General features: G+C 60.2%; 21 protein-coding genes. 5 read left to right on the forward strand and 16 right to left on the reverse strand.

All coding sequences use genetic code 11. The features are described from left to right. Positions 1-46: 46 nt before the first annotated feature. Positions 47-880, reverse strand: coding sequence for a hypothetical protein (locus AACZ26_RS11610; RefSeq protein ID WP_339621746.1), 834 nt, complete (start codon positions 878-880; stop codon positions 47-49). Positions 881-974: 94 nt separating this feature from the next. Here AACZ26_RS11610 and AACZ26_RS11615 point away from each other — a divergent pair, with 94 nt between their 5' ends. Further along, positions 975-2,156, forward strand: a complete 1,182-nt coding sequence (locus AACZ26_RS11615) for a MarP family serine protease (RefSeq protein WP_339621748.1) — start codon at positions 975-977, stop codon at positions 2,154-2,156. On the opposite strand, the gene AACZ26_RS11620 is transcribed toward AACZ26_RS11615, so the two are convergent. The 4 genes from AACZ26_RS11620 to AACZ26_RS11635 form a co-directional block, all read right to left on the reverse strand. Further along, positions 2,153-2,830, reverse strand: a complete 678-nt coding sequence (locus tag AACZ26_RS11620) for a lysoplasmalogenase (protein ID WP_339621750.1) — start codon at positions 2,828-2,830, stop codon at positions 2,153-2,155. The genes AACZ26_RS11615 and AACZ26_RS11620 overlap by 4 nt on opposite strands. A 9-nt stretch (positions 2,831-2,839) precedes the next feature. Then, complete coding sequence (locus AACZ26_RS11625) at positions 2,840-3,310, reverse strand: VanZ family protein (RefSeq protein ID WP_339621752.1); 471 nt, start codon at positions 3,308-3,310, stop codon at positions 2,840-2,842. Positions 3,311-3,353: 43 nt separating this feature from the next. Beyond that, positions 3,354-4,151: a nuclease-related domain-containing protein gene (locus tag AACZ26_RS11630; protein ID WP_339621755.1), complete on the reverse strand. Its 798-nt coding sequence runs from the start codon at positions 4,149-4,151 to the stop codon at positions 3,354-3,356. Between the two features lie 218 nt (positions 4,152-4,369). Then, positions 4,370-6,640 carry a UvrD-helicase domain-containing protein gene (locus AACZ26_RS11635; RefSeq protein WP_339621756.1) on the reverse strand — a complete coding sequence of 757 codons (2,271 nt, stop codon included), beginning with the start codon at positions 6,638-6,640 and terminating at the stop codon, positions 4,370-4,372. 307 nt (positions 6,641-6,947) lie between these two features. On the opposite strand from AACZ26_RS11635, the gene AACZ26_RS11640 reads away from it, so the two are divergent. Next, positions 6,948-8,024 carry a hypothetical protein gene (locus AACZ26_RS11640; RefSeq protein WP_339621757.1) on the forward strand — a complete coding sequence of 359 codons (1,077 nt, stop codon included), beginning with the start codon at positions 6,948-6,950 and terminating at the stop codon, positions 8,022-8,024. Positions 8,025-8,072: 48 nt separating this feature from the next. Here the strand turns inward: AACZ26_RS11640 and AACZ26_RS11645 are convergent, their stop codons facing one another. Further along, positions 8,073-9,320 carry a PrsW family intramembrane metalloprotease gene (locus tag AACZ26_RS11645; RefSeq protein WP_339621758.1) on the reverse strand — a complete coding sequence of 416 codons (1,248 nt, stop codon included), beginning with the start codon at positions 9,318-9,320 and terminating at the stop codon, positions 8,073-8,075. 39 nt (positions 9,321-9,359) lie between these two features. Then, positions 9,360-10,190, reverse strand: coding sequence for a hypothetical protein (locus tag AACZ26_RS11650; RefSeq protein WP_339621760.1), 831 nt, complete (start codon positions 10,188-10,190; stop codon positions 9,360-9,362). 124 nt (positions 10,191-10,314) lie between these two features. Between AACZ26_RS11650 and AACZ26_RS11655 the strand changes: the two genes are divergently transcribed. Beyond that, positions 10,315-11,763: an AlkA N-terminal domain-containing protein gene (locus tag AACZ26_RS11655; protein ID WP_339621761.1), complete on the forward strand. Its 1,449-nt coding sequence runs from the start codon at positions 10,315-10,317 to the stop codon at positions 11,761-11,763. A 36-nt stretch (positions 11,764-11,799) separates the two neighbouring features. Next, positions 11,800-12,369 (forward strand): protoporphyrinogen oxidase, encoded by a 570-nt coding sequence (locus AACZ26_RS11660; protein WP_339621762.1) that lies wholly within the window; start codon positions 11,800-11,802, stop codon positions 12,367-12,369. 92 nt (positions 12,370-12,461) lie between these two features. Here AACZ26_RS11660 and AACZ26_RS11665 read toward each other — a convergent pair whose 3' ends face one another. The 4 genes from AACZ26_RS11665 to AACZ26_RS11680 all read right to left on the reverse strand — a co-directional run bounded on the left by AACZ26_RS11665 (position 12,462) and on the right by AACZ26_RS11680 (position 18,749). Beyond that, a complete protein-coding gene (locus tag AACZ26_RS11665) occupies positions 12,462-13,925 on the reverse strand; it encodes an aspartate ammonia-lyase (protein ID WP_339621764.1) in 1,464 nt (487 codons plus the stop codon). A 130-nt stretch (positions 13,926-14,055) separates the two neighbouring features. Beyond that, positions 14,056-16,200 carry a DEAD/DEAH box helicase gene (locus AACZ26_RS11670; RefSeq protein ID WP_339621766.1) on the reverse strand — a complete coding sequence of 715 codons (2,145 nt, stop codon included), beginning with the start codon at positions 16,198-16,200 and terminating at the stop codon, positions 14,056-14,058. Positions 16,201-16,408: 208 nt separating this feature from the next. After that, entirely contained in the window at positions 16,409-16,753 is a 345-nt protein-coding gene (locus AACZ26_RS11675; protein WP_339621767.1) for a DUF6804 family protein, read from the reverse strand. A gap of 112 nt (positions 16,754-16,865) precedes the next feature. Next, the gene (locus AACZ26_RS11680) at positions 16,866-18,749 is read right to left on the reverse strand and encodes a DUF2207 domain-containing protein (protein ID WP_339621769.1); all 1,884 of its coding nucleotides are present in this window, start codon (positions 18,747-18,749) and stop codon (positions 16,866-16,868) included. 66 nt (positions 18,750-18,815) lie between these two features. Here AACZ26_RS11680 and AACZ26_RS11685 point away from each other — a divergent pair, with 66 nt between their 5' ends. Next, positions 18,816-20,147 (forward strand): M20/M25/M40 family metallo-hydrolase, encoded by a 1,332-nt coding sequence (locus AACZ26_RS11685; protein ID WP_339621771.1) that lies wholly within the window; start codon positions 18,816-18,818, stop codon positions 20,145-20,147. Between the two features lie 70 nt (positions 20,148-20,217). On the opposite strand, the gene AACZ26_RS11690 is transcribed toward AACZ26_RS11685, so the two are convergent. The 5 genes from AACZ26_RS11690 to AACZ26_RS11710 form a co-directional block, all read right to left on the reverse strand. Further along, complete coding sequence (locus AACZ26_RS11690; protein WP_339621773.1) at positions 20,218-21,162, reverse strand: glycerophosphodiester phosphodiesterase family protein; 945 nt, start codon at positions 21,160-21,162, stop codon at positions 20,218-20,220. Between the two features lie 89 nt (positions 21,163-21,251). Next, the gene (gene rbsK / locus AACZ26_RS11695) at positions 21,252-22,154 is read right to left on the reverse strand and encodes a ribokinase (RefSeq protein WP_339621775.1); all 903 of its coding nucleotides are present in this window, start codon (positions 22,152-22,154) and stop codon (positions 21,252-21,254) included. 38 nt (positions 22,155-22,192) lie between these two features. Continuing rightward, a complete protein-coding gene (locus AACZ26_RS11700) occupies positions 22,193-23,665 on the reverse strand; it encodes an SDR family oxidoreductase (RefSeq protein WP_339621776.1) in 1,473 nt (490 codons plus the stop codon). 85 nt (positions 23,666-23,750) lie between these two features. Next, the gene (locus AACZ26_RS11705) at positions 23,751-24,608 is read right to left on the reverse strand and encodes an aldehyde dehydrogenase family protein (RefSeq protein ID WP_339621778.1); all 858 of its coding nucleotides are present in this window, start codon (positions 24,606-24,608) and stop codon (positions 23,751-23,753) included. Continuing rightward, a complete protein-coding gene (locus tag AACZ26_RS11710; protein ID WP_339621780.1) occupies positions 24,605-26,116 on the reverse strand; it encodes an aldehyde dehydrogenase family protein in 1,512 nt (503 codons plus the stop codon). The genes AACZ26_RS11705 and AACZ26_RS11710 overlap by 4 nt, the downstream gene beginning before the upstream one ends. Position 26,117: the final 1 nt, after the last annotated feature.

Here is a 26,117-nt window from a genome sequence, read left to right on the forward strand (position 1 = left end):
TAGACGGCAACCTTGCAAGTTTAGCAGAGCTCGAGCTCCAGCAGTACTAACCAGCGGTAAGAGCAACAATTGCGGGAATCGCGAACGCAACCATGGCAGCGGTCGCCGCGAGCGCGACCACTCCCCCCACTGCAACCCACAACCTGTAGCGGCGGCGAGCGGCATCCACTTCTGTACGCAGTCGCTCGAAGCGTGCCGTGAGACGGACACTCGCACCGGTCACTGCCGGACGCACGATCCACCCGCTCAACCTGCCCGCGACAGGAGCAAGGGCTGCCACTTGAGCTCGAGAGTAAACGCGGTCCTGCCGAATGAGCCAGGCCGCAAGATCCTTCAATGCAAGCACGGGCACGGGAGCTTTCATTCGACCGCGAACCAGTTCTGACGTTCCCGTGAGCGCAACAAGAGGGTGAACACGAACCGAAGGCGCACCGAGATCGGTAAACGACTCGGTAAGTCGCTCGGCGAGCGTCGTGGCATCTCGCACATAGGCCACCCGATGACCATTGATAAGAATCATGCGACCCGCCGTAACAGCTCTCGCATGCGGATGCCGCCGGCTGCACACGACGAATACACCCGCCGGACCTAGAACAACATGGTCAGTCCCTGCACTGGGATCGTGTTCGTCCGCAACGCTCGCGACCACCCAGTCAGAACCAAGCGCCGCGAGCGCAACAGCAGATTCGAGCTCGGTAACCGCGTGCGCATAAACCTTACGAGCCTCGACAGAGAGGGGGCTTGCCCCACGAAGCCGTTGAAACCAATTGCGTGGTTCGCGATCTGCCTGCGCTCGAAGGCACGCTGACATCGCCAGGCCAAAACCGGAACCCTCCGTTGAGGAGGCCGGAGCGCGGCCTTCGTGCGCGCTATCGCTCACTACATCCCCCAACACTGTTCACTTCGAGATTATCTCGACCTCGGCCATCACCCAACTCGACGCTCCTGCAGTCGGTGGCGTTTAGGCTGAGACTATGAACGTGGCTCCGCTCCTTGACCTGCTGCTGGTGGTCATTCTGCTGGGGTACACGATCTACGGGCTCACGATCGGGCTCACACGCAGTATTTTTGTCATCGTTGGCGTAGGACTAGGCATTTTCTGTGCAGCTCTTCTGACGCCAAGCATCTCTCAGCTTGCCCCGATCCCCCAAGTGAGGTTGATCATTGTTGTCGCGGTGGCGATCACCCTCATCGCAGTCGGCCACGCGATAGGGTCAGCGGCGGGCAAAACGGTCAATATTTCTATCGAATCGAAAGCACTTCGCGGCGCCGATCGAGCGGTGGGGGGTCTCGCGATCGCCGTACTTGCGGCGCTCGTCATATCGACGGTGAGTTTCAGCGCGGCACAATTGGGCGTACCGATCGTGTCACGCACCATCGCAGCCTCCTCAGTGATCCGAACGATTCAAGACGCTACGCCCGACGTTGTTGAAGCAACCATCGCTCGGTGGCGCACCGCGCTCAGCGACCGTGCCCTGCCGCTGCTGGGTTCGCCTCTGGGGAATCCGAATGCGCAGGTGCCGACGATCGACGCCGACAGCCCGGCTCTCGCGGCCGCAGCGCAGTCAGTAGTGCGCGTCACGGGAAATGCCTTCTCGTGTGCTCAAGGGCAAACCGGAAGCGGGTTTGTCGTCGCCGCCGAGCGTGTCATGACCAATGCTCATGTGATTTCAGGCACGACCGGGCCCGTTGTCGAAGCACTGAACGGCCAAGTCCTCAACAGCACCATCGTGTTTTTCGATCCCGTCAACGACCTCGCAGTGCTCGCAGTGCCTGGTCTCACGGCAGATGCTCTCGCAGTGGGTATTACCTCACGTCCCGGCACCAGCACCGCCATTCAGGGATACCCTTATGGCGGACCATTCACGACGAACGCTGCGCTCGTGCAGAATGTCAGCACGTTTACGAGTCCCGATATCTACGGGGCCGACGGTGCACCTCGAGAGGTCTACACGCTCGCAGGTCAAGTCAACCCGGGCAACTCTGGTGGACCGCTACTCACTCTCGACGGCCACATTGTTGGCACTATTTTTGGCAGCAGCACGGAGCAAAACAACGTCGGCTACGCCCTCACCTTGGAGACAGTGCGCCCCGTGATCGACGATGCCACAGATTTCAACACGCCGGTGTCAAGCGGGAAATGCATCGTCCACTAACGCTCGAGGCTTTGACGCTCTGAGCCCTTTCTGACGCTCCTCTGTCGCGAAACCACACCCCAGGCGATCAACAACTGGCCAGCGGCGTACAAAGCCATAATTACGGCATCCGACTGCCACCAGACCGCCATCGGCGAGAAGAGCGACCACGCGAGCGCGGTATCGGAGGCAAGAAAGAGCACCGCTCCGGCAGCGATCAGTGGGTTTGTTGCGAGCGCTGCGGCCGTCGATGCTCCCAACGTGGCCCCGTAGACCGCGAGCGGAACCAAAAACACGCCGAGATCATCATGCAGAACAGCAAGCAATCCGCCCCACCAGAACACAAGCACGAGGGCGAGCCGGGGCACGCGACGAGATTTCAAGGCCCGAACAAACAAGAAAAAATATACGACATGGGCAGCCAGAAAAGCACCGAGCCCCACGATGAAACTAGCCCCGGCGGCATCCCCCACAAAAATGTCGCCCACCCACGCCAGAACCAACGCGGCAATCAGCAAAAAATCGGGCCGAGCCAACCACCGTCTGCCCACCAGAACGACTCCCACAATGAGTGTCGGCATGAGCGCGAACTTCGTGACGGTCGCGAGATCGCGCCATTCCATCACGAGACTGACAATGTGAAACGTAGCCGCCACAAGAAAAATAGAGAAACCGCGAAGAGTGGCGACGTTCATCGTGTTCCCCTACTCACCAGACCGAGGTTTGGAGGCCGAAGACTGGGCGCCACCGCTTCGTCGACCTCGCGCACGCGCTCGCACCGCCGCAACGATCAAGGTCACCACCACCCCGATGGCTGCACCTAAGGAATTGGAAGCGATATCTCGCGGATCAGATACGCGAGAGGGAATGAACTGCTGCACCCACTCGATACCCACCGTCAGAAGCACAGCGAGGGCAAGGGCGAGCCACCATCGCCGCTTTCCTACGAGTAAGACAAAGAACAAGCCCAACGGGACAAACAACGCAATATTTGCCATGAATTCGAGATCGTTGAAGGTGAGCCACTGAGTGGCCTGAAATCGGTCAAGAAAAACGGCCAATTGCCACAGCGGACCATCGCGTTGATCAGGAGCCTGCGGGCTCAGCGTCAGCCAAGCCACGACGGCCAGATAGCCGAGCGTGGCAGCACTCAATTGGGGATGACGCCGGAACATCCCCTAATCGTGCCTCACAAAGACTATGAAAACGCTCGACGCGCTAAGAACCGACCACTAGTCCAGTGAGCACGGAGACGAGAGTCCACACCGAAAAGAACGTGAGAATGAGTGCGGCAACCAGCCACATGAAACGGCGAGCCCGCGCCATCCGCACCTCCTTATGAATGGCAACGAACGCGCGGGTCAGATCTCGAGACTTGATCGCCGCATGTTGCAGCTTCGGCCAGGTCGAGCTTTCCTCGGCCACGGTCGAGACCGACGCGACGGCATCTCCCGTCAACGTTTCGGCAGCGGAGACGAGCCACTGCTCGAGCTGCATCGAGGTGAGGACGTGGACACCCTCGGGAACGGCGAGCATGGAGACCCTCACCGGCTCGACCAAGACGAGCACGGCGGCGACACGCACTTCCCGGTCCAACGCGGCACCCAATGCGGCAGATACGAGAAGAGCGGATGCACGCGCCTCAGGCACGGATCGACTAATCGTCTTTGCAATAACGAGTTCATTCCCGTTCACCGCAACGTCATCGCCCTGACAATTGACCACCGAGATGGCAAAGATGCCGGCACGACCAACGGCAAAGTGATCCAACGACGACTCTCCAAGAGGCACACCGTGGAGCACATCCCAACTATGGCCTAGGCGATCGAGAATGGAGCCAACCAGCAGCTCGCCGACGGCACCGCGGTAGTGGGCCCGACCCTCAGCGGTCAGCGGTGAGATTCCGAAAATTCGCGCGATGAAACCTCGCGGTAGGCGGGTGGATTGCGCGTCGATGACCGCGGCCATGGCTGATTGACCAGCGATTCGACCGCGAAGATTGTGATTCTGCGGCACGCGAAGCCTCCAGCTCTCGCATGCACTCAAGTGCATGCAGAAATACGTTGGGCCGGAGGCTCCCCCGCCTCCGGCCCGACTCGTTGCGAAAAATCGCTCCCGAGTGAAGTTCCTCCCCCGAGGAATAACTTCTAGACCTATAGTGCCCAACCTGTGAATCCGCCGAAACCCCCACTTTTGGGCATACCCCAGTGGGGGTCAACGTTCACGATTGCCCATTATTCGGGGGCGGGAATACCCTCGGGAAGGCCCTGCGAAGCGACAATGCTGAGGCGTTGAGTAGACCGAGTCATAGCGACATACAGCGCCGCTGCACCGCGCGAAATTTCATCAACGATGCGCTGCGGCTCGACAACGACAACAGAGTCGAACTCGAGACCCTTTGATTCTCGTGGGGTAAGAACCGCAATCGGCTTGTTGAGTCCAGCCGCGCCTTCTCCCACTTCACCAGCGAAGTTTTGCTGCAGCGCATCCACAACGCTGCTCGTCAAGGAGTCACTCACAATGACGGCGAGCGTGCCATCGCTGGAGATTTCTCGATCGGCCGCGACGATCTGACCGACGCGAGACCCAAGATCTTCGGGCGACACTACGGTGACATCGACCGGCCACTCGCTCTCGCGCACTGCGCGCGACGGAGTGATAGATACATTGTGAGCAAGCGCCACTGCCTCAGCCACCGCCACAATTTGGGACGGGGTGCGGTAATTGACGGTGAGTTCTTCGAGACGCCACTGGTCGCCGACATCGGCCGCGAGCGCCGCCCCCCAGCTGTTCGTAGCGGCAGCAGCGCTAGCCTGAGCGACATCGCCCACAATCGTAAACGACTTCAGCGGATTGCGGCGGGCCAAGAGCCTCCACTGCATTGGTGAGAGCTCCTGAGCCTCATCGACCACGATGTGACCGTAGGTCCACGAACGGTCAGCGGCGGCAAGCTCGGCCGTTGTCGCCCGCTCAGCGCTTGCCTCGAAGCCCTCAGCCAAGGTCTCAGCGTCGATCATTCCGTCGACGCCCATGTTGCGGATAGCGGCCGCGGCATTCTCGACGTCACGCTTGCGCTGCTGCTTGCGTTCGCGCTCCGCTGCCGTGTGCGCTACGTCGACTTCTCCCAGCAACTCGGCCGCTTCATCGAGCAGCGCAACGTCACTGATGGTGAACGGAGCGTCGCGCTCGCGCCGCAGCAGATCCCGTTGCGGCGGCGTCCACCGGGGCGTCAGGCTGCGCAACCAGTTGGGTCGCGCATAAAGATCGTTGATGAGTTTCTCGGGCGTCAGGGGCATCCAGGCGGTGTTGAGCGCAACCTTCACGTCGTAAGCGGTGCGGATGTCTTCACGCAGCCACTTCTGGTCAGCATCATCAATTGTGTTGCCGTGGGCGCGCAACTGATCGGCGAGCAATCGGCTGATTCCAGCGATTGCGGCCTTGTTGAAGATCACCCGAGCGAGATTGTGAGGTTTGTGCGAATCCCACGCCTTCTGCATAGCAGCACGAATAAGGTCGGCGGGAACATCCAGAATCTCACCATTGATCTCAAGTCGCTGGGTTTCTGTCGGCACCACACGACGCGACCTAACCGCACGCTTTATGAGGTCAGCCATGTCAAGCGAGCCCTTGAGCTGAGCAACCGAGTCAACGTCGTCACGCCGAGCATCGACTCCGGGAAACAACTGGCCGAGGCTCGCCAGCACCACACCGGTTTCCCCCAGCGAAGGAAGCACCGCTTCGATGTAACGCAAGAAAGAGCGCGATGGCCCCACGATTAATACTCCGGATGCCGAAAGGCGTTCCCGATGGGAGTAGAGCAAGAACGCTGCGCGGTGCAGCGCGACCGCTGTCTTGCCAGTGCCTGGCCCGCCCTGCACGACAAGTGCGCCACGGAGCTCGGAGCGGATGATGGAATCTTGCTCGGCCTGGATAGTCGCCACGATGTCGCCCATGCGCCCAGTGCGTTCAGCGGTGAGGCTAGCCATGAGGGCTGCTTCGCCCTGGAGCGAGGCAGCATCCGTTTCGAGCAGTTCGGCATCGAAAATCTCGTCGTCAATGCGAACGATGTCACGACCTTTGCTCTGCAAGTGGCGTCGCGCGCGGGCACCGAGCGGAGTTGCGGCGGTCGCTTGATAGAACGCGCGTGCCTGCGGAACCCGCCAATCGAGCAAGAGCGGCCGCTGATCGTCATCGCGGAGCCCGATTCGGCCGATATAGCGCACTGGGCGCTCAGCAGTGCCCTCTGGGTCGCTCTCGGAAGTCTCTTCGGGCTCAAGCTCAAGACGGCCGAAAGCTAGTCGCTCATCGATTTCGCGCAATTGCCCGATGCGGTCTTCATAAATGCGCGCAAACGCATCTCGTTCAGACCTGTTCTGGTGGGTGCCACCCGGCGCGCTCCGGCGCACAGATTCCAGCTGCTCTTGCGCGGCATCTCGCAGCGCATCCAGCCGCCGATAGAGGCCGTGGACGTACGCCCGCTCGCGTTCAAGCTCACTCGATGACATCCGGTGTCCTCTCCAAATTGCGACCTTCAATCGTACGCTCTTTTTGACTATAAATTCGCCGATTAACTCTTGCGCTCTGCGTGACTCAGTGGCACGCTGAGATCAGTTAAAACTCATCGCTCACCTGAGTCGCAGGCAGTGCCGCACCGGTGGGCGATGAGTCTGTCTAGGGCTGAGTCTCTCTAGGGCTGAGCCTCGCTGAGGCACTGTTCACCCCGTGACCGCTCGCTCGCACATTCTCTGACCGCAGCGATCACCCCCGAATTGAGGCTGCACTTCGTCTTAGTGGCGGCCCTACGATGGTCGAATGCTGCGATCCATCGACTACTCGGGTCTGATTTATCCCGTCGCCCCTCAGGACGTTGCAGAATTCAAGTCGGCTCGCCGCGATTTGTTCGGCTATTCAAACCTTCGACTGACGGGAACTGCGATCCTGATTGCAGTCGTTGTCGCCTTCTTCATCACGTTCGTCGGCGGCCCTATCGTCGCGATCGTAGGAAGCGCACTGCGCGCAGCCTTCATTGATGGCGCGGGCTTCGCTGCCCTCCCGGTGCTCTTCGTTGCGCTGATCTTCGCGGTTGTCATCGTGAGCAGCATCGCCGTTGGGGTGAAAACGTGGCGCAAAGGCGGCGGACCGTGGCAGCGCTTCTACCGAATGAACAAGTTCGCGGACGACAATGAACTTGTCTTCTCGCCGCTTGATCGCAGCACCAGCTATCCCGGACTCATCTTTGGGCAGGGCGGCAATCGCTCCATTCACAATCGCTTTCGAAGCGTTCACGGACGCACTCTGGACTATGGCAACTACCGCTACACCACGGGATCCGGAAAAAATCGTCGAACACACAACTGGGGGTTCATGGCACTTGAACTCGATCGCGCGCTTCCCCACATGGTGTTGGACGCCACCGCCAACAACCAATTATTCGGTGTCACCAACCTGCCGCAGTCATTTGCAAAGAACCAGGTGCTCGCGCTTGAGGGTGATTTCAATTCGCACTTCACGCTCTATTGCCCGCGGGCCTACGAACGCGACGCCCTGTACGTCTTCACACCCGACCTCATGGCGCTACTGATCGACAACGCAGCACCCTTTGATGTCGAAGTGGTCGATAAGTGGCTGCTCGTCTACTCTCCTCGCCCCTTCGACCTCGTCGACCCTTCAGTTCATCGGCGCTTACTGGGCATCGCCGACACTGTAGGAGCCAAGGCACTCCGCCAGACTCAGCACTACGCGGACGAGCGCATCGGCGACCGCAGCATGAACATGGTGGCTCCGCGCGGTCAACGGCTCAAAACCGGGGTCTCGATCGCTTCTGTGGTCACCGTCTTTATTTTCCTCGCAGCGTGGGGCATCCCGTTCCTTCTGGGTATGACTCGCTAGGCGTCTGCAGCGCCAGACAACACCGAAGCCTTGCGTTGCCCGAACACGCTAGTTGACGTGCGGTCGGGATGACCGCGTCAGTGCATGACGCGCTTCGACGATCGCCCCCAAGAGCACAGCTTCGTCGGCGATCGCGCCGATCTGATCACGGCCCGTGATGATGCGCTGACGCGCGAAAGCAAGCCGAGTGGCATCTTGGATGTACACCTTCATCTGGGCACGCTTGTTGTTGCGAGCAGCCCACGCGAGTGCCTGGCGGCGACCAGCAGGCGTGGCCAGCACCGAGACTTCATCCGGTTTGAACCAGCCCGCATTGGCATACTCGGCAAGCCTTTCGTAGGTCATTCGTGCTTCTTGGCGACGTAAGTACACGACAATCACAATCGCAACGATGAAGAGCGGGAACTGAACAATCGCGTAGTAGCCAAAGAAGTCGTTCACGAAGAACAGCGCACCGTTCCATAGAGCGTGAAGTGCAATCGCAAGGGTGAGCCCAACGGCAAACACTCCGACGCTTCGAGCGTTGCTGCGTGATCGAACCGCGAGCCCCAAAGCAATTCCGGTGCATGCGGTGAACATAACGTGCGCAAACGGTGACATGAGACCTCGAACGAGGAACATCTGCAGGATGCCCGCTCCGCTGTCGTTGAGGTTCGCGAGTTCGGAGCCAAAGTAAAGAATGTTCTCGGTGAAGGCGAAACCGCCCGCGATCCACGCCGCATAGACGAGTCCATCGACAGGACCATCGAAGTGGCGGCGAGCCACCCAGAAGATCACCAGAATTCCGAGCGCCTTGCCCGCTTCTTCAACCATCGGAGCCTGAATTGCCGCAGCGAAGAAGTCGTACGCGGGGCCCGGGCCGCCTAGAGCGTTGATGACGTTATCTATCTCGGCACCAACGATCAGCGCGAGCAAGACAGCAACGCCGGCACCCCAGAGGAAAGCGAACACTACCGCGAGTCGTGGTTCGGGCTCCCAGCGGTCGATCCACCGAACGGCGAAGAACACAACGGCCAAAGGCACCAATGCCAGTATTCCGCCGAGCGCGAAAGCGTCAGTTCCAATACCCGAAATGACATAGACGACAACAAAAAGCAGCACGAACGACAACGCGATAACCCCGAGGATTCCCAGAATGAGAAGGCCAGGCCCGCGCGGCTGCGGCACGTGCGGCGGCAACTCGTGTTGCTGCGCTTCGTGAGCGATTTCGGCCGACGCCGCTGTGGGGCTAGGTGCAGATCGACCCGATGCCGCCGTGTAATCAGGCGTCACGGAAGAGGAATCACTCGCGGTCATGACGTCGAGACTATCGTGCGGCAGCGACAGAACTTCGCGCTACTGAGTGTCCTCTTGCTGCTCACGAAGAATGCTGAGAGCACGCGTGACACGATCACCGAGCCCTGCAACTCTCTTCTTCGACGAGCGTTCGGATTCCACAATCAGGCTCATGAGTTCTCCGCGGTAGACGTCTTGAGTAGAGCGAACAGACATCGCAAGAGCCAACGAAGCCTGAGCAGCTAAGACGCCAACGACGGCGCTCAGGACGACAGCGAAAACGGCGACGACCAGAACACTCGATGGCAGAGACTGCCGCGCCGATTCGGTGGCGGCAACTATCACGAGAGCAACCGCGAGTGCCGGCGCGATGAGTCGATGCGGAGTGCGCACGCTCAGTTTCAGTGCGGCCACGGCGGTTGCGGCATCCGCAGCCGGGTGCGCCTTGGTGGCATTGTCAATCGCGGTGACTCGAGCGCGAAACTCATCGACTTGGTCTTGGTGAATGCGCAAGCCCGACGATTCGAGAAGCTCATCGCGCACGAGCCGGTAGCTATCAGCCGGAGGGCGCACGACAACAACCGCGATGACAGCAACGATCGCTACTGCAATGACCACGGTGCCGAGTGCAATGAGGATGGCGGCAGGCACGTTAGATGGCTCCGAGAAAAACACTCGGGTGCTCCAGTCAGCAGAGATAGTGAGGGCGACAACGCCCACGCCAGCCAGCGGGACTGTCCACGCGACCGGGTGCAAGCGCAATCGAGTCCGCACACCGCGAGCCAGCCGCAAGTGGTCGAAGCGCGCTGTCGCGTAGTCGGCGACTTGGGCCGAGAAGGCCACAAGCCAGAGTGCTGCCAGAACGGTGAGGGCTGTCCACGAAGATTCCACGCTGCGACTGTAGTCGCTTCACCACTTGCGCGGCGTGACCTCGCGCGATTGTCGCCCGGCTGCCGCCGGTGGTGATGTCTGATTTCCGCTGGTCGTTGCGCCGAGCAGGTGGCAGAGTAAGACCATGCTCTCCCCCACGCTCAGCTTCGATGAGCAGTACCGCGCGCTCTGTTCTCGCGATGCACGCTTCGACGGCCAGTTCATTGCGGGCGTGCACTCCACCGGAATCTATTGTCGCCCCAGCTGCCCCGCCGTCGCCCCGAAGCCACGCAATGTTCGTTTCTACCGCACCGCTGCCGCTGCGCACGAAGCAGGACTGCGCGCGTGCAAACGGTGCCAACCGGATGCCGTACCCGGGTCCCCCGATTGGAACCTCAACGACGACCTTGCGTCGCGCGCCATGCGCCTCATCGCCGACGGAGTCGTCGAGCGCGACGGGGTAGCTGGGCTCTCGAGCCGACTCGGCTACACCAGCCGGCACGTGACTCGCGTGCTCACGGCTGAGCTCGGCGCTGGGCCGCTCGCGCTGGCCCGCGCTCACCGCGCTCAAGCGGCTCGCACTCTTCTTGGTGCAACAGAGCTCAGCATCTCGGATGTCGCATTTGCTTCAGGTTTCTCGAGCATCCGCCAGTTCAACGACACCATTCAGACGGTCTACGAGACCACACCGAGCCAATTACGGACGCTTGCCCGCCGAGGTGCCGCAGCACACCCACTCTCCACTCCAGAGCAGCCTTCGGCACTGACGCTGCGGCTGCCGACGCGGGCACCATTTGACGGCGTTGGGCTCATGGCCTTTTTCGCCAACCACGCCGTTGACGGCATTGAGACCGCCACCGCTACGAGTCTAGAGCGCGCGATCCGTTTGCCAGGAGGAATCGCACATGTGCGAATGGAACTCAACGAACAGGGCGTCACCTGCAGCGCACGGCTTGCCACAATTTCGGATGTCGCCCCTCTCGTCGCCCGAGTGCGCCGCCTCTTCGACCTCGACGCCGATTCGCTCGCGATCGACCACGCACTGGCGAACGACCCTGCGCTGGCTGCATCAGTCGCTCGAGTGCCCGGGATGCGACTGCCGGGCAGCGTTGACACCGAGGAGACCCTGTTCCGCACGCTCATCGGTCAACAGATTTCTGTCGCTGCAGCACGCACCGTGCACGCTCGGGTGGTTGCTGAGCTGGGCAGCGGAGGGCTGTTTCCGACGGCGGCGGTGCTCGCGGCATCCGGCGCCGAGGTTCTGCGTGGACCCCGGTCTCGAATAGCCAGCATTGTGGGTGTTGCCGAAGCGATCGCCTCTGGCGAGCTGGAGCTCGATGTCTCCACGCCTGTCGATGAATTCACAGCACAGCTGGTGGCACTGCCAGGAATCGGTCCATGGACGGCGGGATACATGGCAATGCGAGTGCTTGGCAACCCCGACACTATGCTCAGCAGTGACCTGGTCGTGCGCCAAGGCGCCGGAGAGTTGGGACTCCCCCACACGGCAAGCGCTCTGACCCACTACTCCCGTCGTTGGGCGCCGTGGCGGAGCTACGCGTGCATGCACTTATGGCGATCTCGACCGCTCTAGGTAGAGCGAAGCGCGAGGTCGCCGTAGGCTGGGGATATGAACGCCAGACTATTCATCCTCGGTATCGGCATCGCTGTGGGCTACGTCGTTGGCGCGCGCGCCGGACGTGAACGCTACGACCAGATGAAGGGCAAAGCCACCGCCGTGTGGGAAAGCCCTCGTGTGACGAAGGCGCGCACTTCGGTGGAAGACTACGCCCGAACTCAAGGGCCCATCTTGCTCGACAAAGCAGAAGCGGTAGCGAAAGCTACCCCGGGGTTCGTTGCCGACAAAGCTAAGGATGTCGCCGAGAACACTCGGGAGTTTGCCGAGACCGCTCGCACGACCGCTAAGGAACTCGCAGGTACCGCAAAGGAGTCAGCCAAAGAACTGGCAGACCGTGCCTCCTCGACTGCTCGTGGCGCCGTCGGGCGAGTCGCTGAGACCGCTGAAGATGTTCGCGAGAACGCCAACAAGGAACTAGCGGAGCTCCGCGAACGAGGCGAGAACGCCATCGACCGCGCTTTCACTACAGCAGGCAAAGCACGCGACGAAGCACTCGCTCCTCTCGACGATGAGGACGACGAGGACGAGGATGGCGAGCCAGACAAGCCCGCTTCCCTCTAGCTGCCGCATACCCAACACCACCCGCTAACGGGAAAAAGAAACCCGGTTCCTCTCACGAGAGGAACCGGGTTTCTTGTGTGCGTGAACGCAGATTATTTGGCTTCGTCTTCCAACCAGGGAAGAGAAATCGCTGCTGTCATGGGCGACACACCGCTGAGACGTTCAGGAGTGAGGACTCGTGCGACGTCCTCTTCCTTCATGAGCCCGGCAGAGACAACGAGCTGAGCAATCGACGCGTTCGTAGTGAGAGCCGTGTGGGCGAGAGTCGCCGCCGCCGCGTAACCGATGTACGGCGTGAGCGCAGTAACAACGCCGACGCTTGACTCGACCTGAGCTGCAAGCCGTTCTTCATTGGCAGTGATGCCGTCGATGCAGTTCTCCCGCAGCGTGCGGCACGCATTTGTCATCCACGCCACCGACTGAAGAATCGAGTGAGCGATTACGGGTTCGAATGCGTTCAGCTGCAATTGGCCGCCCTCAGCAGCCGCGGTAACTGTGGCATCCGCACCGATCACGCTGAAGGCGACTTGGTTAACAACCTCAGGGATAACCGGGTTGACCTTGCCCGGCATGATGGATGACCCTGCCTGCTTGGGAGGCAAGTTGATCTCACCGATACCTGCCTGCGGTCCGCTCGAAAGCAATCTCAAGTCATTACAAATCTTGGACAGCTTGACGGCCGATCGCTTGAGCACACTGCTGAGGGTCATAAAGATTCCCACGTCGCTCGTAGCCTCAATGAGGTCGAACGCCGTTTTCATCTCGATGCCCGTCGCTTCGGTGAGGTGGCGACGCACGGCTTCCGCGTAGCGCGGATCTGCGGTGATTCCGGTGCCGATTGCGGTGGCACCCATGTTGATCTCACTCATGAACGGCAACACCTCAGTGAGCCGTGCATGATCTTCTTCAAGAGTGTGGGAGAACCCCGTGAACTCCTGTCCGAGCGTCATCGGCACGGCATCCTGCATCTGGGTGCGGCCGATCTTGAGGATGTTAACGAACTCGCGTCCTTTGGCACCGAACGACTCCGACAGCAGCTGGTGCTCGACCAGGAGACGATGAACGCCGAAAACCATCGCGAGCTTAATTGCCGTGGGGTAGACATCGTTTGTGCTCTGACTGCGGTTTACATCGTCAATGGGATGCAAGAACGAGTATTCGCCCTTGTTGTGGCCCAAAATTTCCAGAGCCCGGTTCGCGATCACTTCGTTCGCGTTCATGTTTGTAGACGTGCCGGCTCCACCCTGGATGACGCCGACACAGAATTCTGCGTGCAGAGCGCCGTCGAGAATCTCTTGGCAGGCCTTGTCAATAGCGTTCGCTTTACGCGATTCAAGAACACCCAGCTCTGCGTTAGCTCGAGCAGCCGCTTGCTTAATGTGAGCGAGCGCGCGAACGAGATCGGGATATACAGAGATAGCACGACGAGTTATCGGAAAGTTCTGCATCGCACGAAGCGTGTGCACTCCCCAATAGGCGTCTACAGGAACCTCGAGTGAACCGAGTGAATCGGATTCGATGCGGGTAGCGGTGTTCTGCGAGGAGGCGTTGCTCAACTGTTTTTCTCATCTCCGTTGATTTTTGGCGCGACACACAAGCACTGTGATCACGCTTCAAGTGTACGCGCGCTCGACGAGCGTCTCGCAGAAGAAGCTGTGGCCAGAAAGCCATTTCTTAACGAAACAGCTATTCCTTGATCGCGTCACGCAGCAGTGAAGAAAGCGCCTGCAGCTGGATGTTCGCCTCCGCGACAACAGCGTCATCAGACCCGTCAAGAGCTCGCGCAGCGAGGCCAGCCTTGCTATCGATGAGTTCGGCGATGCGGGCGTCAATCGTGTGCGCCGCGATGATTCGCCATGCCGTAACAGGCAGCTCTTGACCGATGCGATGCACGCGGTCGATCGCCTGCGTCTGTTCCGCGTTTGTCCAGCTCAATTCAGCAAGAACGACGTTGGATGCCGCTTGGAGGTTGAGCCCAACACCGGCCGCAGTCAGCGATGCCACGACGACCGCGACCTCAGGGTCATTCGCGAACGAGTCAATGGCGTTCTGGCGAGCTTTGGCGCTCTGGTCACCGCGAATGGAGACGGACTTGAGGCCGACCTTCGCGAAGTGAGCCTCTGCAGCATCCATGACATCGATGTGTTTAGCGAAGAACACGACCTTACCAACCGAGCGAGCGAGTTGCGCGGTGTAGTCCGCGGCAAGCGTGGCTTTTGCTTGACCAATCCGGCGCACCATCGTGAAGACGTTCTCGCCGGTTGTCGCGCTCTTCGACTCTTCGAGTTCGGCGTGAGCGACCACACGAATGAGATCGTCGACGGCAACGTCAGGCTTGAGTTTGCGAACGCGCGTGAACCGGTCAACGAGCCGAGCGGTGAGAGCTTGCTCCGCAGCGCGAATCGAGCGACCGAGGTCGTTGTCGAGCTCGACGGGGATATCAGCAATGCGACGCGCGGGAATATCGGCGGCGACGTCGACCTTCTTGCGGCGAACGATTCCCATGTCAATAACGGCACGGCGAGCCTCGGAGAAGAAGCCGGGGTCGGCCGGGGTCAGATCGGTTTCTTCGAGCTTCGACATGAGCGGCGCAAGAGGCTTAGTACCATCAATCCAGCCGAGGAACTGCCAGATGGCCCGGAAATCTTCGATCGAGTTGATTAGGGGTGTTCCCGTAAGCGCCATCAACAGCGCTTTGGGGTACGTCGCACGGATGTTGAGCGACAGACTCAGCACGTGCTTCGAGCGTTCAGATTTGAGGTTCTTAATGAAATGCGCTTCGTCGACGACCATGCCCTTGAACCCGAAGCGCCCCAACCACCCGACGTGACGGTCGAGAACTTCGTAGTTCACAATGACAACATCGCTGAAGGCGTCAACGGTGTCACCGTCTCCGTGCACGACTGTGGCGCTGCGACCAGGAGTCCACAGCTCCACTTCACGTTCCCAGTTGGTCTTGACGACGTTCGGCACGACAACGAGCAATGGGTAGGAGTTCGAGGCCTCGGCAGCCATCAAGGCTTGAGCTGTCTTACCCAGTCCCGGCTCATCAGCGAGCAAGAAGGTGCGGTGACCCTTCTTCACGACTTCAACGAAACGCGCTTGGTGTCGCATAAGCTCAAGGTCGCCGCGCGTGCGCAATGACTCTGCCTCGGGCAACTCCATCGATGCCGCTCCGCCACCGGAACCGTGCTCGAAAGCACGGAAAAGAGGCTCAATGAGTTCCCAGTTGGCGAGACGGTTGTTGTGTTCAGGCTTGGGCGCAATCGCGCTGAAGTCTGGTGCCAAGAAAGGATTAGCCATCTGCATCTGGCGAACGGATGCCGGCACGACCTGCTTCTCAATTTGCTTGTCGACGGGCTTCGGCTCGTCAGAGATGATGAGTTCGTCTGGGCTCAGTTCAACACCCGCGGCGAGCAAGAGATCCCGACGCAGCGCTTTAGCTGCCGGGGTAATCGGGGCCGCCTCCCCCAACATCGACAGCAGGCTCGTGTCGCGAGCCGCAGTCTTGGCCAGAATGCCCGCGAGACCATCGAGCCGCTTTTGTTCATTTGCACGCTCAGACTCCGTGAGAGTGGCATCTGTCTTCACTCGCGCACGCTCTTCGCGCAGCAGCAGTGCGGCGACCTGAAAGCGTGCGCGGTTAGTTGGCTTGAGCGGTCCTTTTTGCACGGCAGTTTCGACCTCGCGCGCTGCACGAGCCAATACGGGGATGACACCGGTGTCGTCCCCAGGACGTGCGCGTCGGCGCTGGGTTCCACCTTGGCGCTGACCTGAATTCTTGGGTCGTTTGTTGCGCTGTGAGGACTCGGTCTTTGACGAGTTGGTCAATTATTCTCCTGGCGCTAGGCAAGCGGCTCAGTTGTGGGTACGACGACTCAGAGACGTAGAACGAGTAGATGCTGCCACGAAGGGAACTTCAATTGAGCGACAACTTCCACTCGAGTGAGCCAGACCCAACTGCGATGCGATTGGTGGTCTCAAGGGATGCGTTATCTAGTGTACGCAGAAATGGCCGCGAGTGCGCGATTGGGGCGAATTAACCTCGACTTGTTGCGTCGGTGACGCGCGCGCCAATGCCTACCGCGATGAAGACGAGGGCCGCCGTGTAGTGCAATCCGGCGAAGAGTTGAGTCTCTTCGATCACGATGGGCACCACCGGATTCCAGAGAATCGCAATCGGAATGAGACCGATCGCCCACCACCATTGGCGCGCCTGCCAGACCAAAACAACACAAATGAGGGCGAGGATGCTAACGACGTAACGCACGATCGTGAAAATCTCGGTGCCGATGATTCCAGCACCGACCAGAAGCACGAGGGCCGCGAGAATAGCGGCGGGCAACGCAACGCGTCGGGGACGATTCGGATACGTTGCACTCACGCTCTCGAATATACCCGCCAGTCGGAGCGCGGGTTCACACTCGTGGACAACGGCTCAGCGTGCGGCGCCGCAGCCCGCTTCGCCTCGCCGCTTCGCCTCATCAGCAGGGAGACTAAACCCCGCCGCCTCCGCCGCCGCCTCCACCGCCGCCCGAGAATCCACCGCCGCCGGAACCTCCGCTCGAGCTGCTGGACGAACTACCCGAGTATGAGCTCGCCACCGATGCAGAAAACGTCCAGATGCTCGAGGCGAAAAGCACAGCGTTAAATCCAGCTGCACCGTGATACCAGTCAGGCGAGCTTTCCGTGTAGTAGCGGCTGAGCTCTGTCGACCACTCTTTTTCGAGTCCGAACAGAACGGCATACGGCAGGAGCTTCTCATAAACCTTGAGAACGTCCACTTCTCCCGTCGTGTCGTTTCGCTCTCGCAGTGCCCCTTCTGGGCTCTGCAGCATTCGCAGTCGATCGGCCTCTGCCAGCCGGATGTACAACTCGAGTCCCTCCAAGTGATCGCGCAGCTCAGCGCCCTGAGCCGTGAGCGGTGATCGCGAAAGTAGTCCCACGGTGATCACTGCCGCTATTACCGTCGCGACGATGATGAGAAAGGGAATCGCACCCCCGTAGGAGCCCGAGAATAGGGCAATGCCCAAGAAAATCGAAAGGGCGACGGCAATGGCTGAGACCATGAGCGGCAGATAGGCAGTTCCTCGAACTTTGCGACGGTATCCGGCACTCGTGAGCCCGGAGCGCTCTTTCGCTATGAGCTTGTAAAGCTTCTGGCTGAGCTTGGCGTCTGCCTTTTTCATATCGCGAATCGCGCCATGCTGCAGCGACTTGCCGAATAGAGCTCGCAGAATCGTCAGCTGATGGCCGTCAACTCCCGTGGGATCGACCAGTTCAAGTCGATAGCTGGTACCTGAGGAAAACACTCCCGACGATTCTTGTTCAAGGATACGAAGCTTGCCGCGCACAGCGAAGTCCAGAATCTGCGCGGCAATCGCTTTGGCGCCCTTCTTGATGACGAGGGCCGATATGACAACGGGGGTGTCACGGGGCGGCGCGTATTCGGCAATGATGGTCGGCCTGCCTGCGGCATCCGCAAGCGCACTTCGTCGAATAATGAACGCCCAGATGAGTGCTCCGATTGCGCCGATAAGGCCAAGCGGTTGCCAATATCCTGCTGCGGAACCGAAATAGGAGCTGTCGCGAGCGATGAAAGTGCCGGGATCGAATCCGAACGCTACGGTCACGTTCTCACCGGGCCCAAGCGACTGGCTACTGGCAACGAACGTGTCAGCATCACGCTCAGTGATCTCGCACGTCTCCGTTGACCCCTCCGCGCCCACATAGCAATCGGGCGCAGCCTTCACGGCGTCGCTGAGCCCTTCTCCCAAGTGGACGGTGGCGGTGACCGAGCCGAACGGCTGCTTCCATCCTGTGCCGACGGTGTCCCAATAGAACTCGTCGGCCTCTGTGTCAGCAGCGAACCGCGTCACATTTGATCGCGTGTAGGTGAACACATAGGTTTGCGCCCCTTCCACAAATGAGTCTGACGCGCTCGTGATCAGGGCGAAGCCCTCGTCGTACTCAACGTCGAAATCGCGCGGCTGGCCCGTTTCATCCGTGACAGAAATGTCTCGAATATCAACCGGCTCTCCCTTGTATGAGTCGGGAATCGCTCTGCGCATTCCCCGGTTTTGCTGGGGAGGAAAGACAGCAACGAAGCTCTCTACGGTCAGGAGTGTCGAGTGGCCCTCGTCGTCTCGATCGAGAAAAAACTCGGCGTCGTAACTGTCAAAGACAAAGTCATCAAGGTTCTGCGGAACGATGCTTGTCGCCGCCTGGCGTTCGCTAGTGAGACCCACAGGATGCTCGGCCGCCGTCGCCGCGAGAGGTGCTGCGCCGAGCGCCACGACCACCGCGATCGCCCCCACAAGCCGCGCCACAAGCCTCACGCCTGATCTCGCTCGAGGGCGTCGCTGCGCTGTGTTTGTCATGGTGTCTCCGTTTCCGTTCCTCGAGGCTATGAGCGAGCGCCGCGCGGTGCTCGCTAGAGTCGAGGTATGAAGAGTGCTTTGGCTGTCGAACATCTGCAAGAGCTCGTTCGAATCCCGACGATTTCCCGAGTGGATTCTTCCACGACCCAGTGGGCTGAGTTCGACCGCTTCATCCACACCTTGCGCAAGCTGTATCCACTGTGCCACAGCCGACTTGAGCGTGAAACGGTGTTGGACTATTCGCTGCTGTTTCGGTGGCGTGGTCGAGCATCAACGGAACCTGCCGTGCTCATGGGCCACTATGACGTCGTTGCGGCGACCGATGAAGGGTGGAAGAGGCCGCCCTTCGCGGCGGAACTGAGCGGCAAAGACGAAGAACAACTCGTCTGGGGCCGAGGAACCTTGGACGACAAGGGGTCGGTTGTCGCGATTCTTGAGGCAGTTGAGGCACAACTTGAGGCGGGGCTCGTTCCCGCTCAAGACATCTATTTGTGCTTTGGCCACGACGAAGAAACGCACGGAACTGGCGCCTCTGCAATTGTCGATCTGCTGGAGAGCCGCGGCGTGAAGCCCACTCTGGTGCTTGATGAGGGCGGCGCAATCGTCGACGATGTCTTCGATCAAGTGGATGCTCCGATGGCCGTCGTTGGTGTCGCCGAGAAAGGCGCAGCGACCCTGCGATTGACTGTTGACCAGTCGGGCGGGCATGCTTCCACTCCCCCTAAGATTTCTGCAGCGGTACGCCTTTCGCAGGCTCTCGTGCGGCTCAATTCTCGACCGTTCCCGTCGCAGCTGACCGAGACCGGAGCAGATCTCATGCGCCTGCTTGGCGAACACGCGACGGGCGTCACGGGATTTTTGCTCCGCAATGTGGCGTGGACTAAACCCCTGCTCGTGCCCATCTTGGTGCGCAAGAGTGATGAACTTGCCGCGATGGTGCGCACCACTCAAGCGGTGACGATTCTCGAAGGTGGCCACGCCGTCAACGCGCTGCCGGAGCGGGTGAGTGCCGTCATCAACGTGCGTATCGCCGTGAACTCAAGCTTGGAGAAGACTCTCGCGCACGTGACGCGCACCATCAACGACAAGCGCGTTCGCATTTCGGTCGACTCCCCCGGTGAGCCGTCTCCGGTGTCTGCCACGACGGGCCTGGCGTGGGAGCTACTGCGGTCAACAATCGAAAAGAGTTTTCCCGGCACGATTGTGACGCCGTACGTTCAGAACGGCGCGACTGACAGCCGCCATTTCACCCGCATCAGCAACGGCGTTTACCGCTTCACCCCGTTTGCCATGGCGCGCGAAGTTCGCGACACTCTGCACGCCCGCAATGAGCGGATGCTCGTGAGCAGCTACGTCGACGGAATCGCGTTCTATCGCACTCTCATAGCGTCGCTGTAGCGGTTTAGCCCGCGTGCGAGACGAGCACGTCGCAGAACTGCGTCGTCGCGAGCACAAGGCGATTTCTGCTCTACTCTCCGAACGCGTGTTGCGGGGCGAAGGGCAGCGTGCCGCGGTCGCTCACTTCTTTCGCAATCCAGGTGCCGAGCTCGGCAGGCCGGTCGGTGACGATTCCGTCTACGCCTAAGGCCACGGCATCCGACCAGGTATCTGAATCATTGAGTGTGTAGATCAAGATGCCCAAACCGGCATCGTGGACCTGCTGAACGAGTTCAGGATTGCGCATAATGGCTTTCTTGCTCGTCACGAGTGCCACCGCGCCGGCCGCTGCGGCAAGCTGAGCGGGATCGCCGACGATGTCTCGCACGATCAGCATCCCGGGCAATTCGGGGCTCACCCGCTGCACCGCTTGAAGAGTCATGATGTCGAAGCTGCCGAGAATCACATGATTAGCAACTCCATTGCGCGCTATCAGGTCGGCGACGAGCGCCACGTGCTCATCGGTCCAGGAGCCCTTGAGCTCGAGGATCGCATTCTTCGTTGACCAGCGAAGAACATTGAGAAACTGTTCGAGGCTCGGCACTGTTGCCCCGGCAAAGTCATCGCCGAACCAGGAGCCTGCATCGAGCGCCGAGAGCTCTTCATAGGTGTAGGTCCACACCGGCCCCGTGCCATTTGTGGTGCGGTCAACAGTCCAATCGTGCATGAGGACAGGCACCCCATCCGCCGTAAGCTGCACGTCAGTTTCGACATAGTCTGCCGCGCTATCGAGGGCGAGAGTCAGCGCCTCGAGAGTGTTCTCGGGGGCCACCGTTGCGTCTCCACGGTGACCGGCTACAAACGCGGCCTCGCCGGGCGCCTTGAGTGACGTAAAGGCCCCGACCGCATGCACGCGAATGACGTTGGCGTTGAGCACAAGAGCAAGCGTGATCGCAGTGACGATTGTGACGGCGAGGGCTGCTCGCCGCGCGCGGAGATGATGTTTCGGGTTCGCCAGGTTCTGCGATGTCGTCATTGACTCGCCATCCTTGTGTCGGGTTGCCGCGTGTTCGCGGTGACCCCACTATAGCGAGTCTGTTACCAATCCGTTATCTAATTGGCGAACTATTTTAAACGTGTCTCAATCGCTTCACGATGCGGGATCGACGGCACCGCGCCGTGATTCTCAACTGAAATGGATGCCGCAGCTCCCGCAAAGCGTAGAGCATCATCCAACATCATGCCTTCAACCACTCCCGCAGCAAACGCGCCGCAGAAGGTATCACCTGCGCCTGTAGCGTCAACCGCAGTCACGTGATGCGCCGGAACGATTACGGGCTCAGAACCGACGCGGTGCAGTGCCGCCCCCTTCGAGCCAAGCGTCACGATGACGGTCGACACGAGAGCGAGCAAGCGTTCTCCGATGCCTTCGAGTTCGGGAGAAAGCTGATTGTCGCTCGCAAGTTCTGCGGCTTCATGCTCGTTGACGATCAGAATGTCTAGGTTGTCGAGAAGTTCCTGCGGCAGAGTCTGGATGGGCGCCGCGTTCAAAATCACCTTCGTGCCTACGGCACGAGCGATCCGCGCTGCCTCGATCACCGTACCCAGCGGAATCTCGAGTTGCATGACGAGAGCGGATGCGGCGCTAATTGCCGCAGAGTCATCAGCCGTGAGGTTGGCGACGTCAGTGTTCGCGCCAGCCTCGACGATGATCGTGTTCTCTCCCGTGTCATCAACAGCGATAAGAGCGGTTCCGGTCGGCTTGTCCGTCGTTTTGAGGCGGCTCACGTCGATCGAGTCGGTTGCGAGACCCGAGCGCACCATCTCGCCAAAGCTGTCATCGCCGACAGCACCGACAAACGCTGTGGAGACTCCCGCTCGAGCAGCGGCGACAGCCTGGTTTTGTCCTTTACCGCCGAGAGCAGTGTGGAGACCGCGCGAGAGCACAGTCTCGCCCGGTGACGGGATGCGATCTACTCGAAAGACCTGATCAATATTTGCGCTACCAACTACGACGATTCCTGACATTAGTCAAAAGTAACGTATTCCGAGCACGAGTGGGCGCATTAGAGTTTGGAATCTGATTCTCCCGCTGCCACGATGCGATTAACCATGCCGCTAAAGATCACGCCATGGAAGGGCAGAATTGCGGCCCAATACAGTCGCCCACCGAGCCCGCTCGGAAAGAACACGGCGCGCTGACGATAGAGCGACCCCGCCTCACCGCGATCCTCAACGGAAAGCTCAAGCCACGCCCGCCCTGGCAGCTTCATTTCCGCACGCAAGCGAAGACTGTGGCCGCGCTCAATACTTTCAACTCGCCAGAAATCCAGCGCGTCTCCCGTATTCAGCGTGGTCGGATGCCGCCGGCCTCGTCGCAGCCCGACCCCACCGACGAGCTTGTCGAGCCAGCCCCGCAGAGCCCATGCCAGCGGGAAGGAATACCAGCCGTTCTCGCCACCGATACCCTCTACGACCGCCCACAACGCATCCGCGGATGCTGAGGTTTTACGCTCCCGCAGGTCGGTGTAGACGGTGTGCCCCGTCCACTCGGGGTCGCTAGGAATCGGGTCGCTTGGTGCTCCGACGACAGTCGCATCTTGCCAACTCGTCTCCACCTCACCATCGCTCATTTTCACGAGCGCCAACCGCACCGAGGCGCGGTAGCTGGTGAGTCCGCCCTCTGGCTCAGGAATAAAGTCAGAAACCGATTCATCGCGCACGACACAGTCGAATTGCAGTGACTCGATGATCGGCACGGCAAGGAGCCGCGGAATCGGAGTGACCAAGTTGACCCACTGCGATGCGAGCCAGGGAGTCAGCACCGGCAATGACGCGATGGGGCGCTGGTGCAGGCCCGCTTCGAGGGCGTAACCGTTCATCATTTGGCCGTAACGCAGAACATCCGGCCCGCCGATGTCGAAGCTTCGATTGAGATCATCGGGTAGCTCAAGCGCAGAGACCAAGTAGTAGAGAACGTCACGCACGGCGATCGGCTGAATGAAGTTGCGCACCCACTTGGGCGCGGGCATATAGGGCAACACTTCAGTCAAATGACGGATCATCTCGAACGACGCTGAACCAGAACCAATAACGACACCCGCGTTGAAGGCGATCGTCGGAACGCCAGACTTGAGCAGGATATTGCCGACTTCTGCTCTGCTGCGCAAGTGACGACTGAGTTGCGAGATCTCGCCCTCGGGGTGCAAGCCACCGAGGTAAACGATGCGAGAAACTCCCGCCTTCTTCGCGGCGCTCGCAACGTTTCTCGCCGAGAGCTTTTCCGTCTTCTCGAAGTCCCCGGCAGCGCCCATCGCGTGAACGAGGTAATAGAGCGCATCCATGCCCTCCACGGCATCAACGAGAGTGCTCGCATCCGTCAAGTCACCGACAGCGACTTCGACATCGTCACGCCACGGAACGTCGCGTAGCTTTCGCGGGTTGCGCACAAGAACGCGCACGCTATACCCAGCGTCGATCAGTCGAGGGACCAATCGGCCGCCGAGATATCCAGTTGCTCCAGTGACAAGTACGCGCATGCGCCAACATTAGGCAGTGCTGCTGGGAGGCAGCGCACAGTTATCTCGATACCGGCACTGCGCAACCCACGCACCACATTTCCTGCTAGATAAGAGACTTCGTGTGCCAGACAGTCTTCGTTTCGGTCCACTGAACAATGCGTTCGACGGATGGCGCAGGAACTCCCGTGACCGGTCCCATGACGCGCTTGAGAGTGTCAGCCGCGGCGATCTGAAGGTCAACCCACTCAAGCTCTTCGGCTCCTGCGAGATCGAGACCATTGACATCCGCATGGCTGGCAAGCCACGGTGCAATCTCAGCGGGCGAGCCCGTGAGAATGTTGACGACGCCACCGGGAACATCACTCGTTGCGAGAACCTCGGAGAGGCTGATCGCGCTGAGCGGTGCGCTCTGGTGAGCAACGACAACGACAGTGTTTCCGCTGACGAGAGCTGGAGCGATAACACTCACGAGGCCGAGCAGCGACGAGGAATCCTGCGGAGCGATGATCGCAATGACGCCGCTGGGCTCGGGTGTCGACAGATTGAAGTACGGGCCGGAAACCGGGTTGCCGTTTCCCGCTACCTGGACGTATTTGTCAGCCCAACCGGCGTACCAGACCCACGCATCAATTGCGGTGTCCACCTGAGTGGTCGCCGCCGACTTCGACAGCGACTCGGTCGCCATCAGCTCATCGACGAACTGCTCGCGACGACCCTCCAAGAGTTCCGCAATGCGGTACAAGACTTGGCCGCGGTTGTAGCCCGTGGCCCCCGACCAGCCGCTGACGGCCGCGCGGGCAGCAACGACAGCATCCCGCGCATCCTTGCGACTAGCCAGCGAGGCATTCGCGAGGAACGCGCCCTTCTTAGTGGTCACTTCATAGGTGCGGCCGCTTTCGCTGCGCGGAAACTTGCCACCGATGTAGAGCTTGTAGGTCTTAGGAACCGTGAGACGGGTCATTTCTTGCCACCTTTCGTGACGGCGGGCGCGGCCCATCCAGCGGATTCTAGGTAAGCGGCCAGTCCGTGACGGCCACCCTCGCGGCCGTAGCCGCTCTCCTTGTAGCCGCCGAACGGCGACGCAGGATCGAAACGATTGAACGTGTTGGCCCAGATGACACCAGCGCGCAGCTTGTCGGCGACGGCCAAGACTCGTGAGCCCTTCTCGCTCCAGATGCCCGCAGACAGCCCATAGGGGGTGTTGTTGGCCTTGGCGATAGCTTCTGCCGGAGTACGGAACGTGAGCACGCTCAGCACGGGACCAAAGACCTCTTCGCGAGCGATGCGACTCGAGGTCGACACGTTCGTGAAGATCGTGGGGGCGAACCAGAACCCGTTTTCGGGGATGGCGCAGTCGGCAGTCCAGCGCTCGGCACCCTCGGCTTCACCGACATTGCTGAGTTCACGGATGCGGTCGAGCTGAGCCTTGGAGTTGATCGCACCGATATCGGTGTTCTTGTCGAGCGGGTCTCCCATGCGCAACGTAGAGAGTCGCGCCTTGAGACGATCGACGACCTCGTCGTGGACGTTCTCTTGAACCAGTAGGCGCGAACCTGCACAGCAGACGTGCCCCTGGTTGAAGAAGATGCCGTTGACGATGCCCTCAATGGCTTGATCCATGGGGGCGTCGTCAAAGACGATGTTGGCGGCCTTGCCACCGAGTTCGAGAGTAACTTTCTTGCCCGTTCCGGCTACCGATTTGGCGATCGCACGGCCGACACCGGTCGACCCGGTAAAGGCAACCTTGTTGACGTCGGGGTGATTGACGAGCGCGTTGCCCGTGTCTCCCGCGCCAGTAACGATGTTAACGACACCCTTGGGCAGGTCGGCCTGCTGCAGGATCTCGGCGAAAATCATTGCGCTCAACGGTGTTGTCTCCGCTGGCTTGATCACGACAGTGTTTCCTGCCGCGAGCGCCGGAGCGATCTTCCACGCGAGCATGAGCAGCGGGAAGTTCCACGGGATTACCTGAGCGGCAACGCCGAGCGACTGCGGGTTCGGGCCGAGGCCTGCATAGTCGAGCTTGTCGGCCCAACCGGCGTAGTAGAAGAACCAAGCAGCAACGAGAGGTACGTCAACGTCACGGCTCTCCTTGATTGGCTTTCCGTTGTCGAGACTCTCGGCAACAGCAAGCTCGCGGGCTCGCTCCTGCACGAGGCGCGCGATGCGGAAGAGGTATTTACCTCGGTGGGCGCCCGACAGCTTCGACCACGTGCGATCGTATGCTTTGCGAGCTGCGGCGACAGCGGCATCCACATCAGCGTTGTTGGCATTGGAGATCGACGCGATTTCCTTCTCGGTTGCCGGAGAAATCGTCGTGAACGCGTCGCCGCGGCCATCCACAAATTCACCGTCAATAAAGAGACCGTAGTGCTTCTTCAGGTGCAGAACCGATGTCGATTCGGGGGCGGGAGCGTAGTCAAGAAAGCTCGGGGCCTTCGCGCTCAGTGCTTTGTCGTTCTCAGTCATG

Origin of the sequence: uncultured Salinibacterium sp. (genome assembly GCF_963974405.1) — a bacterium.
Classification (GTDB): Bacteria; Actinomycetota; Actinomycetes; order Actinomycetales; family Microbacteriaceae; genus Rhodoglobus.

What these genes read in the sequence shown, in the direction of transcription:
- AACZ26_RS11615 (WP_339621748.1), top strand. Translation starts at nt 975, where the DNA reads ATGAACGTGGCTCCGCTCCTTGACCTGCTGCTGGTGGTCATTCTGCTG.
- AACZ26_RS11620 (WP_339621750.1), bottom strand. Translation starts at nt 2,830, where the DNA reads ATGAACGTCGCCACTCTTCGCGGTTTCTCTATTTTTCTTGTGGCGGCT.
- AACZ26_RS11625 (WP_339621752.1), bottom strand. Translation starts at nt 3,310, where the DNA reads ATGTTCCGGCGTCATCCCCAATTGAGTGCTGCCACGCTCGGCTATCTG.
- AACZ26_RS11635 (WP_339621756.1), bottom strand. Translation starts at nt 6,640, where the DNA reads ATGTCATCGAGTGAGCTTGAACGCGAGCGGGCGTACGTCCACGGCCTC.
- AACZ26_RS11640 (WP_339621757.1), top strand. Translation starts at nt 6,948, where the DNA reads ATGCTGCGATCCATCGACTACTCGGGTCTGATTTATCCCGTCGCCCCT.
- AACZ26_RS11645 (WP_339621758.1), bottom strand. Translation starts at nt 9,320, where the DNA reads ATGACCGCGAGTGATTCCTCTTCCGTGACGCCTGATTACACGGCGGCA.
- AACZ26_RS11655 (WP_339621761.1), top strand. Translation starts at nt 10,315, where the DNA reads ATGCTCTCCCCCACGCTCAGCTTCGATGAGCAGTACCGCGCGCTCTGT.
- AACZ26_RS11660 (WP_339621762.1), top strand. Translation starts at nt 11,800, where the DNA reads ATGAACGCCAGACTATTCATCCTCGGTATCGGCATCGCTGTGGGCTAC.
- AACZ26_RS11680 (WP_339621769.1), bottom strand. Translation starts at nt 18,749, where the DNA reads ATGACAAACACAGCGCAGCGACGCCCTCGAGCGAGATCAGGCGTGAGG.
- AACZ26_RS11685 (WP_339621771.1), top strand. Translation starts at nt 18,816, where the DNA reads ATGAAGAGTGCTTTGGCTGTCGAACATCTGCAAGAGCTCGTTCGAATC.
- AACZ26_RS11690 (WP_339621773.1), bottom strand. Translation starts at nt 21,162, where the DNA reads ATGACGACATCGCAGAACCTGGCGAACCCGAAACATCATCTCCGCGCG.
- rbsK (WP_339621775.1), bottom strand. Translation starts at nt 22,154, where the DNA reads ATGTCAGGAATCGTCGTAGTTGGTAGCGCAAATATTGATCAGGTCTTT.
- AACZ26_RS11700 (WP_339621776.1), bottom strand. Translation starts at nt 23,665, where the DNA reads ATGCGCGTACTTGTCACTGGAGCAACTGGATATCTCGGCGGCCGATTG.
- AACZ26_RS11705 (WP_339621778.1), bottom strand. Translation starts at nt 24,608, where the DNA reads ATGACCCGTCTCACGGTTCCTAAGACCTACAAGCTCTACATCGGTGGC.
- AACZ26_RS11710 (WP_339621780.1), bottom strand. Translation starts at nt 26,116, where the DNA reads ATGACTGAGAACGACAAAGCACTGAGCGCGAAGGCCCCGAGCTTTCTT.